The sequence below is a fragment of the Humitalea sp. 24SJ18S-53 genome (genome assembly GCF_050632385.1).
GTDB lineage: Bacteria > Pseudomonadota > Alphaproteobacteria > Acetobacterales > Acetobacteraceae > Humitalea.
The window spans coordinates 4,242,059-4,255,736 of the sequence record NZ_CP192599.1 but is presented as its reverse complement, the minus strand read 5'-3'; the positions used below and the strand labels follow the sequence as shown (position 1 = coordinate 4,255,736).

The 13,678-nt window shown below is 69.7% G+C and carries 15 protein-coding genes; 7 read left to right on the top strand and 8 right to left on the bottom strand.

The features are described from left to right. The first annotated feature begins 20 nt into the window (after positions 1–20). Complete coding sequence (gene mltG / locus ACQW02_RS20400) at positions 21–974, top strand: endolytic transglycosylase MltG (RefSeq protein WP_431281745.1); 954 nt, start codon at positions 21–23, stop codon at positions 972–974. Continuing rightward, positions 971–1,858 (top strand): DMT family transporter, encoded by an 888-nt coding sequence (locus ACQW02_RS20395; RefSeq protein WP_431281744.1) that lies wholly within the window; start codon positions 971–973, stop codon positions 1,856–1,858. Before mltG ends, ACQW02_RS20395 begins: the two co-directional genes overlap by 4 nt. 2 nt (positions 1,859–1,860) lie before the next feature. On the opposite strand, the gene ACQW02_RS20390 is transcribed toward ACQW02_RS20395, so the two are convergent. Genes ACQW02_RS20390 through dctP form a run of 4 tightly spaced genes read right to left on the bottom strand, consistent with a single transcriptional unit; the run spans position 1,861 to position 5,114 of the window. After that, positions 1,861–2,298 (bottom strand): type II 3-dehydroquinate dehydratase, encoded by a 438-nt coding sequence (locus ACQW02_RS20390; RefSeq protein WP_431281743.1) that lies wholly within the window; start codon positions 2,296–2,298, stop codon positions 1,861–1,863. 25 nt (positions 2,299–2,323) lie between these two features. Further along, the gene (locus tag ACQW02_RS20385; RefSeq protein WP_431281742.1) at positions 2,324–3,625 is read right to left on the bottom strand and encodes a TRAP transporter large permease; all 1,302 of its coding nucleotides are present in this window, start codon (positions 3,623–3,625) and stop codon (positions 2,324–2,326) included. After that, positions 3,622–4,119 carry a TRAP transporter small permease gene (locus tag ACQW02_RS20380; protein ID WP_431281741.1) on the bottom strand — a complete coding sequence of 166 codons (498 nt, stop codon included), beginning with the start codon at positions 4,117–4,119 and terminating at the stop codon, positions 3,622–3,624. The genes ACQW02_RS20385 and ACQW02_RS20380 overlap by 4 nt, the downstream gene beginning before the upstream one ends. 2 nt (positions 4,120–4,121) lie before the next feature. Beyond that, positions 4,122–5,114, bottom strand: coding sequence for a TRAP transporter substrate-binding protein DctP (dctP, locus tag ACQW02_RS20375; protein WP_431281740.1), 993 nt, complete (start codon positions 5,112–5,114; stop codon positions 4,122–4,124). Positions 5,115–5,274: 160 nt separating this feature from the next. On the opposite strand from dctP, the gene ACQW02_RS20370 reads away from it, so the two are divergent. Further along, positions 5,275–6,645 carry a GntR family transcriptional regulator gene (locus ACQW02_RS20370; RefSeq protein ID WP_431281739.1) on the top strand — a complete coding sequence of 457 codons (1,371 nt, stop codon included), beginning with the start codon at positions 5,275–5,277 and terminating at the stop codon, positions 6,643–6,645. A gap of 7 nt (positions 6,646–6,652) precedes the next feature. Here ACQW02_RS20370 and ACQW02_RS20365 read toward each other — a convergent pair whose 3' ends face one another. The 3 genes from ACQW02_RS20365 to ACQW02_RS20355 are packed head-to-tail and all read right to left on the bottom strand — an operon-like array spanning position 6,653 to position 9,462. After that, entirely contained in the window at positions 6,653–7,642 is a 990-nt protein-coding gene (locus ACQW02_RS20365) for an aldo/keto reductase (RefSeq protein WP_431281738.1), read from the bottom strand. A gap of 15 nt (positions 7,643–7,657) precedes the next feature. After that, positions 7,658–9,058: an MFS transporter gene (locus ACQW02_RS20360; RefSeq protein WP_431281737.1), complete on the bottom strand. Its 1,401-nt coding sequence runs from the start codon at positions 9,056–9,058 to the stop codon at positions 7,658–7,660. Positions 9,059–9,060: 2 nt separating this feature from the next. Next, the gene (locus ACQW02_RS20355) at positions 9,061–9,462 is read right to left on the bottom strand and encodes a (R)-mandelonitrile lyase (RefSeq protein WP_431281736.1); all 402 of its coding nucleotides are present in this window, start codon (positions 9,460–9,462) and stop codon (positions 9,061–9,063) included. 95 nt (positions 9,463–9,557) lie between these two features. Here ACQW02_RS20355 and ACQW02_RS20350 point away from each other — a divergent pair, with 95 nt between their 5' ends. Then, entirely contained in the window at positions 9,558–10,451 is an 894-nt protein-coding gene (locus tag ACQW02_RS20350) for a LysR family transcriptional regulator (protein ID WP_431281735.1), read from the top strand. A 122-nt stretch (positions 10,452–10,573) separates the two neighbouring features. Further along, complete coding sequence (locus ACQW02_RS20345) at positions 10,574–12,526, top strand: alpha/beta hydrolase domain-containing protein (RefSeq protein ID WP_431281734.1); 1,953 nt, start codon at positions 10,574–10,576, stop codon at positions 12,524–12,526. Between the two features lie 58 nt (positions 12,527–12,584). Here ACQW02_RS20345 and ACQW02_RS20340 read toward each other — a convergent pair whose 3' ends face one another. Then, positions 12,585–12,812, bottom strand: coding sequence for a hypothetical protein (locus tag ACQW02_RS20340; protein ID WP_431286006.1), 228 nt, complete (start codon positions 12,810–12,812; stop codon positions 12,585–12,587). Between ACQW02_RS20340 and ACQW02_RS20335 the strand changes: the two genes are divergently transcribed. After that, positions 12,768–13,205 carry a PadR family transcriptional regulator gene (locus ACQW02_RS20335; protein ID WP_431285939.1) on the top strand — a complete coding sequence of 146 codons (438 nt, stop codon included), beginning with the start codon at positions 12,768–12,770 and terminating at the stop codon, positions 13,203–13,205. The two genes, ACQW02_RS20340 and ACQW02_RS20335, sit on opposite strands and share 45 nt — an antisense overlap. Continuing rightward, positions 13,205–13,495 (top strand): DUF2218 domain-containing protein, encoded by a 291-nt coding sequence (locus ACQW02_RS20330; RefSeq protein ID WP_431281733.1) that lies wholly within the window; start codon positions 13,205–13,207, stop codon positions 13,493–13,495. Before ACQW02_RS20335 ends, ACQW02_RS20330 begins: the two co-directional genes overlap by 1 nt. Positions 13,496–13,678 lie beyond the last annotated feature (183 nt).

Below are 13,678 nucleotides of genomic sequence, written 5' to 3'. Positions count from 1 at the left end.
GCCACCTCTGGCGCCGCCCGATGAAACGTTTCCTCTTCCTTCTCGCGATACTCCTGGTCGCGGGTGCCGCCGGCGGCTGGGTCTGGGCGCAACGGACCTGGGTCGCGCCCGGGCCGCTGGCCGCCCCCGCGCAACTCGTCATCCCGCGCGGCGCCAATGGCCCCGCGATCGGCGCATTGCTGGCCGAGGCTGGGGTGATCGCCGATGCCCGCCTCTTCACCGCCGCCGCCTGGATCACGCGCGGGCAGGGGCCGCTGCGCGCCGCCGAATTCGCCTTTCCGCCCACGGCCTCGCTGGAACAGGTGCTGGAGATCCTGCGCCGCGCCCGCCCGGTGCAGCGCCGCGTCACCATCCCCGAGGGCCTGACCATCCGTCAGATCCAGCCCCTGCTGGAGCGCGCCGAGGGCCTGACCGGCGACACGCCGCCCTTCGCCGAGGCAGCCCTTCTGCCCGAAACCTATACCTACCAATGGGGCGACACCCGCGCCGCCCTGGTCGCCCGCGCCGATGCCGCCATGGACACCGCCCTGGCCGAGGCCTGGGCCGCCCGCGCCCAAAACCTGCCGTTGGCGAGCGCGCGCGAGGCACTGGTCCTCGCCAGCATCGTCGAACGCGAAACGGCCCGGCCGGAAGAACGCGCCCGCGTCGCCGGGGTCTTCATCAACCGCCTGCGCCGGGGCATGCCGCTGCAATCGGACCCGACGGTCGCCTATGCCGCCGCCGCCGGGCCGCTCGACCGGCCCATCAGCCGGGCCGACCTCGACCGCGACCACCCCTTCAACACCTACCGCATCCGCGGCCTGCCGCCCGGCCCCATCGCCGCCCCCGGCGTCGCCTCCCTGCGCGCGGTGACGCGGCCGGAGGTGCATGAGTTCCTCTACTTCGTCGCCGATGGCACCGGCGGCCATGCCTTCGCCCGCACGCTGGAGGAGCACAACCAGAACGTCGCCCGCTGGCGCGCGCTGACGCGGTGACGCCCCCGCAAAACCTGACCGGGGTGCCGCTGTGGTGGCGGCTGTTGGTCATTGGCTTCTTCTGGGGCGCGTCCTTCCCGGTGCTGCGCCTGGTGGCGGGGGTGATGCACCCCTTTGCCCTGGCGGGCGTCCGTGGGGCGATCTCGGGCCTCGCCATATGGGCGTTCCTGGCCGCGACGGGGGCCATGTCCCGCCCCGCGCCGGGACTGGTCCGGCACATGCTGGTGGTCGGCACGCTGAACGGCTGGCTGCCCAATGTGATGACCGCCATGGCACTCGGCCGGATCGAGGCCGCGCCCGCCGCCCTGATCCAATCCGCGGCCCCCCTCTGGGTCGGGCTGCTGTCCGCCTTCCTGCTGGCCGGGGAACGGCCGGGGCGGCTGGCGCTGGCGGGGCTTGTCCTCGGCTTCTGCGGCATCGCCGTCATCATGGGACCGGGCGCGCTGGAGGGCGGGGCCAGCCTGGAGGGCGCCCTTCTGATGCTGGCGACCGCCTTCTCCTACGCGCTCGGCACCGTCTATGTCCGCGCGGTGCGGCCCAGCCAGCCGGCGATGCTGGCACTCGGCCAACAGGTCGTGGCCGCCGCCGTGGCCCTGGCGCTGGCGGTCGGTTTCGGGCCGCTGTCGGCCTTCGACCAGCCGGCCTGGGTCTGGGGCACGCTGGCGGTGCTGGCGGTCTTCGCCTCCGCCCTGCCGCTGGCGATGTTCACCATCCTGCTGACCCGGGCGCGGGCGACCGAAGCCTCGATGGTCGGCTACCTGCAACCGCTGTCGGCAGCGCTGATCGCGGCGCTGTGGCTGGCGGAATGGCCCGCCCCGCAGGTTTTGCTGGGTGGCGCGCTGGTCATGCTCGCGGTGTGGCTGGGCACGGCCGGGCGGCGGTAGTCTCAGCCCGCCAGCATCGCCCGCATCTCCCGCATCGCGGTCCCATAGCCCCGCGCCCCCAGCCCCGCGATCACCGCCGTCGCGACGGTCGAGACCAGCGAATGCTGGTAGATCGGATCCCGCCTGTGGATGTTGGAGATATGCAACTCGATGATCGGCCCGCCGAACATCTTCAGCGCGTCCAGCAGCGGGATCGACCGGAAACTCAACCCCGCCGGGTTGATCACGATGCCCCCCGCCTCGCCATCCGTCGCCTCGTGGATCCAATCCACCAACTGGCCTTCGTAATTGGTCTGGTGGAAGACGACCTCATGCCCGCCCGCCTCGGCGCGGCACATCGCCTCGACCTCGGCCAAGGTCGTGTGGCCGTAGATCGCCGGTTCGCGCTTGCCCAACCGGTTCAGGTTCGGGCCGTTGAGGACGTAGATGGTGCTGGCCACGGTGATGATTCCTGTCTTGCGGGGCTTACCCCTGGTAGCCCATCAGCCGCGGCAGCCAGAGCACCAGTTCGGGCACATAGGTGATCAGCATCAGCGCCGCGATCATCGCCAGCATGAAGGGGATGGTGTCGCGCACCACGGCCGCCAGCGGCTGTTCCGAGATCTTCGCCACGATGAACAGCAGCAACCCGTAGGGCGGCGTGATCAGCCCGATCATGATGTTCACCACGACGACGACGCCGAAATGCACCATGTCCACGCCCAGCGCCTGCGCGGTCGGCACCAGCACCGGCACCACCACCAGCAGGATGGTGCTGCCTTCCAGCAGGCAGCCCAGCACCAGCAGGATCACGTTGACGACGAGCAGGAACTCCCACTTCGACATCTCCCAACCCGCCAGAAGGCCGCGCACGGTGACGGGAATGTTCTCGCTGGTGATGACGTAGTTGAAGGCCAGCGCGCCGGCGATCAGCATGCCGATGGCGGCGGTCGATCGCGCGCTTTCCACCACCGCGGTATAGGTCTGCCGCCAGGTCAGGCTGCGATAGAACACCGCCGCGATCAGATAGGCATAGGCCGCGGCGACGGCGGCGGCCTCGGTCGGCGTCATCACGCCGCCATAGATGCCGCCCAGCAGGATCACCGGCATCAGCAGCGCCGGGAAAGCTTCCAAGGTCAGGCGGGGGAATTCGCGCAGCGGCACGCGTTCGGAGATCGGGAAGTCGTGCCGATGCGCCATCCACGAATTGATGCCCATCTGCGCCAGCGCCATCAGCAGCCCGGGGATCACGCCGCCCAGGAACAGGAACCCGATCGAGGCATCGGCGACCAGCGCATAGAGCACCATCGGGATCGACGGCGGGATGATCGGCCCGATGACGGCCGTGACGGCGGTCAGGGCCGCCGCGTAGCTCGCCGGATAGGCGCCGTTCTTCGTCATCATGTCGATCTGCACCTTGCCGCTGCCCGCGGCATCGGCGATCGCGGACCCGGACATGCCGGCGAAGATCACGCTCTGGACGACATTGACGTGGCCAAGCCCGCCGCGAAAACGACCGACCAGCAGGTTGCAGAAGCGCAGCAGCCGGTCGGTCAGGCTGCCGGCATTCATCAGCCCGGCCGAGAAGATGAACAGCGGCACCGCCAGCAGCACGTAGCTGCCGTTCAGCCCGTTCAGCACCTGCTCCGCCGCGGTGGACATGTCCTGCCCGGACAGGCCGAGGTAGATGATGCTGGCCATGATCATGGTCAGCCCGATCGGCAGGCCCATCAGCGACAATGCGACCAGCGCGATCATCGCCAGGGTGAAGGGATCATGCAGGTTCACGCGGCACCCCGGGCGATGCCGCGTCCCGTCACCGCGCGCCAGGCGATGGCGGCGTGGCGAATGATCATGGCGACAGCAAAAATCAGATAGACCGAGTAGAGCAGGTCGAAGCGGATGCCGAGATAGGCGCTGCGCTCCACCTTCATGAAGGTGACGTAGTCCACCATCGCCGGCAGCGACCAGGTGAAGACCACGACCACCGCGATGCCGGTGATCGCATCGCACACCCGCTTCACACCGCCCGGCATGACGCCATAGAGGATGTCGAAGCGGATCTCCTCATCATCGCGCAGCACCAGCCCGGCACCCCACAACACGCCCCATACCCAGGCGAGGGTGGAGAACTCGGCCGTCCAGCTCAGCGGCGCGTTCAAGACATAGCGCGTGACGATCTGCAGCATGAAGGCGACGAACATCGCCACCAGCAGCGCGGACAGCACTTCCTCGGCGCGCCGTCGGCCCCAATCGAACAGGCGGCACGCCGCGGTCGTCACGCTCAGCGCACCGCGGCGATGCGATCCAGGATGCCCGGCGGCCAGCCCTGCGACTGGGGCGATGCCAAGTAGCGCCGCTGCGCCTCGGCGCGGAAGGCGGCGACGTCCGGCTCATAGACTTCCAAGCCCTGGGCGCGGAAGAAAGCCACCAACTCCTGTTCCTGCGCGACGTGGCGCTGCGTGCTCTGGTCGATCGCCTTGTTCGCCGCCGCCTGGATGGCCTGCTGCTGCGCCGGCGGCAGCCCATCCCAGAACCGGGAGGAGACCGAGAGCAGGTCATAGGCGACGAGGTGGCTGGTCAGCACGAACTGCGTCGTCACCTCGAAGAAGCGCATCGTGCGGCTGGCTGGCAGCGGATTGTCCTGGCCATCCACCGTGCCGGATTGCAGCGCGGTATAGAGTTCTGCGAAGGCGACCGGCGTCGGGTTCGCACCCAGCGCCTCGCCAAGGAACTGCCAGGTCTCGCCCGGCGGCATGCGCAGCTTCAGCCCCGCCATGTCGGCCGGCGTGTTGATGCGCTTGCGCGGCCGCAGGTTCACATGGCGCGTGCCGAAATACAGCGGACCCAGCACATGGACGTTCAACTGCTCCCGCGCCATGCGGTTGAACTCGGCGCCGATCTCCCCGTTGAAGACCTTCCGCATATGATCGGCGTCGCGGAACAGGTAGGCGGAGGCCATCACCGACCAGGCCGGAATCTGCCGCGACAGATCCTGCGGCGCGAGATTCGCCATCTCGATATTGCCGCGCTGGATCGCGACCAGCTCCGTGCCCTGGCGGAACAGCGTCGCGTTCAGATGCAGTTCGACATCGAATTGCGCGGCGAGATCCTGCTGGAAGCCGCGCATCGCGTCGGCGCGGATGTCCTGGTCGGAAAACACGGCGGAGAAGCGGATACGGCGCCGCGCCTGGGCCTCCGCGCCGATGATCGGGGCGGTGGCCAATGCGGCCGCCGTGGCTGCCATGACGGACCGGCGTCCGAGTTTCGATTGCATGATCGTCCTCCCCGATGATTTCTTGGCCGCATGGCTGCGGCAGGTGCGCGGAGGCTAGAGACGCCCACCGACAGGATCAAGCGAGATTCGGCAAATCATCCGAAATTTTATCAGATCACCGATATTGTTTATCCGGCGGCCCTTCACGATACTGCCCAGCATGGAGAACCCAGCCGCGCTCCAAAGCGAGACGCAGGACAGCTCGGGCGAGGCGGTCTACGCCCGCCTGCGCGCCGACACCGTCCTCGGCCGCCTGGCACCCGGCCGCAAACTGGGGCTGGAGGGCCTGCGCCAGATCTACGGCGCCGGCGTGGGCACCTTGCGGGAGGCGCTGAACCGCCTGGCGAGCGAAGGCCTGGTCGTCGCCGAGGGCCAGCGCGGTTTTTCGGTCGCCCCCGTCTCGGCCGCGGATTTTGCCGAGGTCGCCGAACTGCGCCTGCTGCTGGAATGCCATGCGGTCCACAAATCCTTCGCCGCGGGCGATCTGGACTGGGAGGGTCGCGTCGTCGGCGCGCACCACAAGCTGGCCATGCTGGAACGCCGACTCCTGGCCGGCGAACCCGCCGATGCGGCGCTGTGGAAACGCTACGACCGCGAATTCCACCAGGCGTTGATCGAGGCCTGCGGCTCCGCCGCCCTGCTGGAAACCTATGCCGCCGCCTATGACCGCTACCTGCGCTACCAGATGGTCGCCGTGGTCTTTCGTGGCGCCGTCGCCGCGACCCAACACGCCGACCTGCTGCACTGCGCCCTGGCGCGCGACGCGGCGGGCGCCTGCCGCCTGCTGGAAGCCCACGTGGCCGGCTGCGTGGAGCATGTCGTCAGCACCGGCACTTTGGTGCCCTTCGCCTCCACCCGCCCCTGTCCCGCGCCCGAGGCGGCGACGCCCACGGCCGGCGAACGCGCCTATCGCCTGATCCGCGCCGACATCCTGCGCGGCACCCTGGCACCCGGCCAGAAACTGAAACTGGACGCGCTGCGCGACGCCTATGACGCCGGCCTCGGCACCTTGCGCGAAACGCTCAGCCGGCTGATCGCCGAACGCCTGGTGGTGGCCGAGGGCCAGCGCGGGTTCGAAGTCGCGCCCTTCTCACCCGCCGACCTGCGCGACATCGCCAACCTGCGCCTGCTGCTGGAGGGCCATGCCCTGGACCAGGCCTTCCACGCCGGCGACGTGGAATGGGAGGGGCGCGTCGTCGCCATCCACCACAAGCTGTCCCAGGCCGAGGAACGCCTGCACGCCGGCGACGGCACAGTGCTGGAAACCTGGCGGCGCTTCGACTCGCAATTCCACGAAACGCTGATCAGCGCCTGCGGGTCACGCACCCTGATGGCGACGCATGCCGCCGTCTTCGACCGCTACCAACGCTACCAGTATCGCGCCCTGGGCTTTCGCGGGGCGATCGCGATCCGCGAACACGCCGCCCTGCGCGACTGCGCCTTGCGGCGCGACGCCCCCGGGGCGCGGGCGGTGATGGCCCGGCATATTTTGGGGGGCGTGGACCAGGCGCTGGCCAGCGGGGCGCTGTAGGGCGCGCCTACCGCCCCACCAGCGCCTGCAAATGCTGCGGATACCGCGCGCCCTGCACGGTGATCTTCGCGATGGCGCCTTCGATCTCGCGCAGATCATCGGGCGTCAGCGTGACGTCGGCCGCGCCGATATTCTCCGCCAGCCGATGCGGCTTGGTGGTGCCCGGGATCGGCACGATCCAGGGTTTTTGGGCCAGCAACCAGGCCAACGCGATCTGCGCCGGCGTCACCCGCTTCTTGGCCGCGATCGCGCCCAGCAGATCCACCAGACCCTGGTTCGCCTGCCTTGCCTCCGGCGCGAAGCGCGGCACGGTATTGCGAAAATCCGTGCTGTCGAAACGGGTCGCCGCATTGATCGCGCCCCTCAGGAAGCCCTTGCCCAACGGGCTGAAGGGCACGAAGCCGATCCCGAGCTCCTCCAACGCCGGCAGCACCGCCTCCTCGGGTTCGCGCCACCACAGGGAATATTCGCTTTGCAGCGCCGTGACGGGCTGGACGGCATGCGCGCGACGGATCGTCGCCACCCCTGCCTCGGACAGGCCAAAATGCCGCACCTTGCCTTGCTGGATCAGGTCTTTCACCGTGCCGGCGACATCCTCGATCGGCACGTTGGGATCGACCCGGTGCTGGTAGAGCAAGTCGATCGTGTCGATCTTCAGCCGCTTCAGCGACCCCTCGACGGCCCGCCTGATGCTGTCCGGCCGGCTGTCCAGGCCCTGCTGCGTGCCATCGGCGGCAAAGGCGAAGCCGAATTTGGTGGCGATCACCACCTGGTCGCGGAACGGGGCCAGCGCCTCGCCGACCAGATCCTCGTTGGTGAAGGGCCCATAGACCTCGGCGGTGTCGAAGAAGGTGACGCCGCCTTCGACGGCCTGGCGGATCAGGCTGATCGCATCCGGCCTGTCGGTCGCGGGGCCATAGCCGAAGCTGAGCCCCATGCAGCCGAGGCCGATGGCGGAAACCTCCAGGCCGCTGCGCCCGAGTGTGCGTTTTTGCATGGTCGTTCTCCTGTTTCAGGCTTTGGCGGGCATGGCGATGGGCGCCACCCGGCCCGGCCGCACGATCAGCGCGACCACGATCCCCAGCGCCAGCACCAGCATCACCGCAGCGGCGGCAAAGGCCGACGCCAGCCGATGGGCCAGCACATCCATCCCCTGCAACCCGCTGGTCCCGGCCGCCGCGAAGACCACGACCAGGATCGCCAACCCCAGCGACCCGCCCAACTGATGCGCCGCGTTCACAAGTCCTGACGCGGCACCGGCATCCTTCGCCGCCACCCCGGAAATCCCGGCGACGGTCAGCGGGCTCAGCGTGCCGCCCTGACCGATGCCGATCAGCACCATCGGCAGCGCGATCCCGGCCAGGTAGGACGTGCCGGCCGACACCAGGCTGAGCCAGGCCATCCCCGCCAGCGCCAGGCTCAACCCCGCGGCCAGCAGCCGCGCATTGCCCATTCGCCTGGTCAGCCAAGGCACCGCCATGGCCACGGCAAAATTCGGGATCGTCATCGGCAGGAAGGCCAGCCCCGCCTGGAACGGGCTATAGCCGAGCACCCCCTGCAGGAACTGCGTCGCAAAGAACCAGAAGCCGATCATCGCCCCCAGGAACAGCAACCGCGCCGCATAGGCGCCCGAGCGTTCACGGCTGGCGAAGAGCCGCAGTGGCATGATCGGTTGCGCCGCGCGCCATTCCGTCACGACGAAGACCACCCCCAGCACGACGCCCGCGATCAGCGCGGCGATCGTCACCGCATCGCTCCAGCCGGCCGTCGCGGACCGCACCAGCCCATAGACCAGCGCGCCCATCCCCAAGGTCGACGACACCGCGCCGATCACATCGAAACGGCCGGACCGGCGTTCCGTCTCGACCAGATGGCGCCGCGCGGCCATCAGCAACGCCATGCCGATCGGCAGGTTGATGAAGAACCCCACCCGCCAGGACAGCAGGTCGGCCAGCACGCCGCCCAGCACCAGCCCCAGGCTCGCCCCGATCCCGGCCACGGCGCCGTAGAGTCCGATCGCCCGCGTCCGCTCCGGCCCCTCGGCGAAAGTCGTGGCCAGCAGCGCCAGCGTCGATGGGGCCAGGATCGCCGCCCCCACGCCCTGCACCGCGCGGGCGGCGATCATCCAGGTCGCGGATTGCGCCAGGCCGATCGCCAGCGACGCCAGGGTGAACAGCCCAAGCCCCGCCATGAACATCCGCCGCCTGCCCAGGATGTCGCCCGCCCGCGCGCCCAGCAGCAGCAAGCCACCAAAGGCCAGGGTATAGGCGCTCTGCACCCAGGACAGCGCCTCGGGCGAAAACCCAAGATCGGCCTGGATCTTCGGCAGCCCGGTGATGACGATCGAGGCGTCGAGCACGATCATCAGGTAGCTGACCAGCACGATCGCCAGCACCGCCGAAGGACGCGACATGACTAAGCCTTCGCCCCGTAGTCGGCGTCGCTGACCTGTTCCATCCAGTCGGCGGATGTGCCGTCCAGCTTCTCCACGATGGCGATGTGGCTCATGCCCGTGGTCGCGGTCGCGCCGTGCCAGTGCTTTTCGCCGGGCGGGAACCAGATGACGTCGCCGGGCCGGATATCCTCGACCGGCCCCCCCGCGCGCTGCGCCCAGCCGCGCCCGGCGGTGACGACCAGCGTCTGGCCCAGCGGATGGGTGTGCCAGGCGGTCCGCGCACCAGGCTCGAAGGTCACAAGCGCGCCCAGCACGCGCGCCGGGTCGGGGGCGTCGAACAGCGGATCGACGCGGACGGTGCCCGTAAAATAGTCCGCCGGTCCGGTGGCGGAGGGCCGGGAACCGGCGCGGTAGATCTCCATGATCGCTCTCCTGCGATGATGGCGGAGAGGTAGGGGATGCGGCCCGGGGCGATTAGCGCGTAAAATCGGCACGTGCCTATGAACCGGATTCATGAATGCCGCGCGAGAACGTCAACGACCTCACAGCCTTCCTCGCCGTGGCACGGGAGCGGAGTTTCACCCGGGCCGCCGCCCAGATCGGCGTCTCGCAATCGGCGCTGAGCCATACCATCACGGGGCTGGAAGCCCGGCTCGGCCTGCGCCTGCTGTCCCGCACCACCCGCAGCGTCGCCCCGACCGAGGCCGGCGAACGCCTGCTGCGCAACATCGGCCCGCTGCTGGAGGAGATCGACGCCGAACTCGCGGCCCTGACCGCGCTGCGCGACAAACCCGCCGGCACGATCCGCATCACCGCCGGCGAACACGCGGCCGAGGCGGTGCTCTGGCCCGTGCTGGAAAAACTCCTGCCCACCTACCCGGACATCAAGGTGGAGGTGGTCATCGACTACGGCCTGACCGACATCGTCGCCGAACGCTACGACGCGGGGATTCGCCTGGGCGAACAGGTGGCGAAGGACATGATCGCCGTGCGCATCGGGCCGGACATGCGCATGGCCGTCGTCGGCGCCCCCACCTATTTCGCGACCCATCCGGCCCCCATCGTGCCACAGGACCTGGCGGCCCATCGCTGCATCAACCTGCGCCTGCCCACCTATGGCGGGATCTACGCCTGGGAATTCGAACAAGCCGGGCGCGAGGTGAAGGTGCGGGTCGAAGGCCCGCTCGTCTTCAACAACACCGCGCTGCGGCTCCGGGCGGTCTTGGCCGGCTTCGGCCTCGCCTACATGCCCGAGGACCAGGCGGGCGCGCATCTCGCCGACGGGCGCCTGGTCCGGGTGCTGGCCGATTGGTGCCCGCCCTTTCCAGGCTACCACCTCTATTACCCCAGCCGCCGCCAGCCCGCGCCCGCCTTTGCCCTATTGGTCGAGGCGCTGCGCTACCGGGGCTAAATGTCTCATGTCGTCATGATGAAAACCCGCCCATCATCCACACATGTCTGGCGGCACCCGCCCTTCCGTGCTGGCCTTCCCCCATAGCGGCGGAACGACCGCGACCGAGGGGAAGAACATCCATGCGACACCTGCTCCTGGCCAGCCTGCTGGCCGGCGTGGCGCTGCCCGCCGCCGCCCAAGTCATCCGGTTCGAGGTGCTGGAAACCGTCCCCGCCTTCGAAGGCCGCGCCTTCGACGCCACCGGCCCTTACGTCCGCATCACCGGCCGCGCCACCATCGCGGTCGATCCCGCCGACCCGCGCAACGCCGTGATCGCCGACATCGACCGCGCCCCGCGCAACGCCGCCGGGCGGGTGGAGGCCGTGGCCGATGTCGTCCTGCTGCGCCCCGCCGATCCGGCCCGCGGCAATGGCACGCTTCTGGTCGACGTCCCCAACCGCGGTCGCAAACTGGCGCCGCAACTCTTCGACGATTCAGCGCAGCCCGGTGCCAACCGCGCGACCCAGGCGGCGGATGCCGGCATCGGCTTCCTGCACCGCGCCGGCACGAGCATGGCCTGGATCGGCTGGCAGGCCGACATCCCCTCCGCCCCCGGCCAACTCGCCCTGGCCGCCCCGGCCCTTGCGGGCGTCACCGGCCCCTCGCGCGAAGAATTCCTCTTCGACCACACCCGCAGCCCCGCCACGGCCGCATTGGCCTGGCCGATGGCCGACCCCGCGAACCTGACCGTCACCGTCCGCGCGCATTGGGCCGACCCGCGCCAGACGCCCCCCGGCCTCGCCATCCGCGCGACCGGGCCGCAGCAGGTCGAGATCACCCGCCCCGCCACCGGCTTCGACGCCGCCGCCCTTTATGAAGTCACCTATACCGCCCGCGACCCCATCGTCCTCGGCCTGGGCTACGCCGCGACCCGCGACGTCGCGGCCTTCCTGCGGCGGGAGGGCGGCCCCCAAAACCCGCTCGCCGCCGCCGGCCGCCCCACCATCCATCGCGCCATCGGCTTTGGTGTCTCCCAATCCGGCCGCTTCCTGCGCGACTTCCTCTGGATGGGCTTCAACGAGGACACCTCCGGCCGCGTCGTCTTCGACGGGCTGATGCCGCATATCGCCGGCGCCCGGCGCATGGCGACCAACGTCCGCTTCGGCCAGGCCGGCCGCAACGCCCGCCACCCGCAGGACCCGGCCTGGCAGGCCGACCTGTTTCCCTTCACCTATGTCACGCTCGACGACGAATTGTCGGGCCGGCGCGACGGGCTGATGCTGCGCTGCCGGCTGAATTCCACCTGCCCCAAGGTGATGCAGACCGACAGCGAACATGAATGGTGGGCCTCCCGCGGATCGCTGCTCGTCACCGATCCCGCCGGCAACCACCTGGACCTGCCGGCCGATGTCCGCGCCTATATGATCGCCGGCACGCCGCATTACGCCGACCCGGGCGAGGCGATGCGCCGCACCCCCACCATGGCCCTGCCGGTCAACCCGATGCACGCCGGCCCGCCCATGCGCGCGTTGCTGACCGCCATGGAAGCCTGGATCACCGAGGGCACGGCCCCGCCCGCCAGCCGCGTGCCGATGCGCGCCCATGGCACGCTGGTCGCCCCCGCCGGCGCCGTGCCCGCCGATATCCCCGGCCTGCCCTATGCCGGGCTGCACGCCTTCGCCGCCTTCTCCGACCAGGCCGTCTTCCCGCCGCGCGAGATCGGCCGCTACCCGGTCTTTGTCCCCCTGGCCGATACCGATGGCATGGCCGTCGCCGGCATACGCATGCTGCCGCTCGCCGTGCCACGCGCGACCTACACCGGCTGGAACCCCCGCGCCGAGGGCTTTGGCGCCGGCACGCTCTTCCCCCTGCAAGGCGCCGTCGCCCCCTTCGCCGCCACCCGCGCGGCGCGGGAGGCCGCGCGCGATCCCCGCCCGTCGATCGAGGAACGCTACGCCGACAACGCCGCCTACATCGCCGCCGTCCGCACCGCCGCGGCGCGCATGGTCGCCGAACGCCTGCTGCTGCCGGAGGACGCGACCCGCGCCGCAGACCGCGCGGTGGCGGGCAGCCTGGCGCAACTCGGCCAGTAGATCGCCCTTGAAACCGACTGGTGTTCGATATATCTAAGATGCAGCGCACCAACGCGCATCAGGAGTTATCATGCACCACCGACACACCCACCACGACCATCACCACGACCATCACCACGACCATCACCATGGCCGCCGCCACGCCCGCGGCGACCATGGTTTCGACCAGCACCCCTTCGCCCGCCACGGCCGTCACGGCGGCGGGCGCGGCGGCCCGGGCCGCTTCTTCGCCCAGGGCGACCTGCGCCTGGTCATCCTCCATCTCATCGCCGAAAAGCCGCGCCATGGGTACGAGCTGATCAAGGCGATCGAAGACGCCGTCGGCGGCGCCTATAGCCCCAGCCCCGGCGTGATCTACCCGACGTTGACCCTGCTGGAGGAACTCGGCCACGTCACCGCCACCACGGCCGAGGGCGGCGCCAAGAAGCTGCACGAGATCACCGCCGAGGGCCGCACCTTCCTGGCCGAAAACCGCGCGTCGGTGGAGGCCCTGCTCGCCCGCATGGCCGAAGCCGGCCGCATCCACGGCGCCGGCCCCGCGCCCCAGGTCGTCCGCGCCATGGAAAACCTGAAACTCGCCCTGCGCATGCGCCTGTCGCGCGGCCCGCTGACCGAGGACCAGGCCAACGCCGTGGCGGCCGCCCTGGACGCCGCCGCGACCGGCGTGGAGCGCGCCTGATGGACAGCCAAGCCCATGTGGCGATGGCCACGCCCGCCCGCTACCTCGGCCAATTGTGCAAGCATTTTGCCCACAAGATCCCGGTCACCCAGGAAGCGGATCGCGGCACCATCACCTTCCCGGCCGGGTTTTGCAGCCTGGAGGCGACGCAGGACACGCTGGTCCTGCGGGTCACCGGGGCGGATGAGGAAGCCGTGGCAAAGCTGGAAGACGTCGTCGCCCGGCACCTGTTGCGGTTTGCGTTTCGCGAGCCGCCGGTGGTGAACTGGGTGCGGGGGGGTGGTCAATAAAACGGCAGTGGCGCCTTGAAAGGGGCTTCGCCCCTCTCAAACTCTCCCCACCAAGGGGCCGTGGCCCCTTGGAACCCACGGATTTGGTAAAATAAAGGGAGGGGCATCAAGGTCGCGCCATTGCTCCGGTGCGCTCCATGCCCCTCCCTTTATTTTACCAATACATCGCGCCGGTCCAGGGGC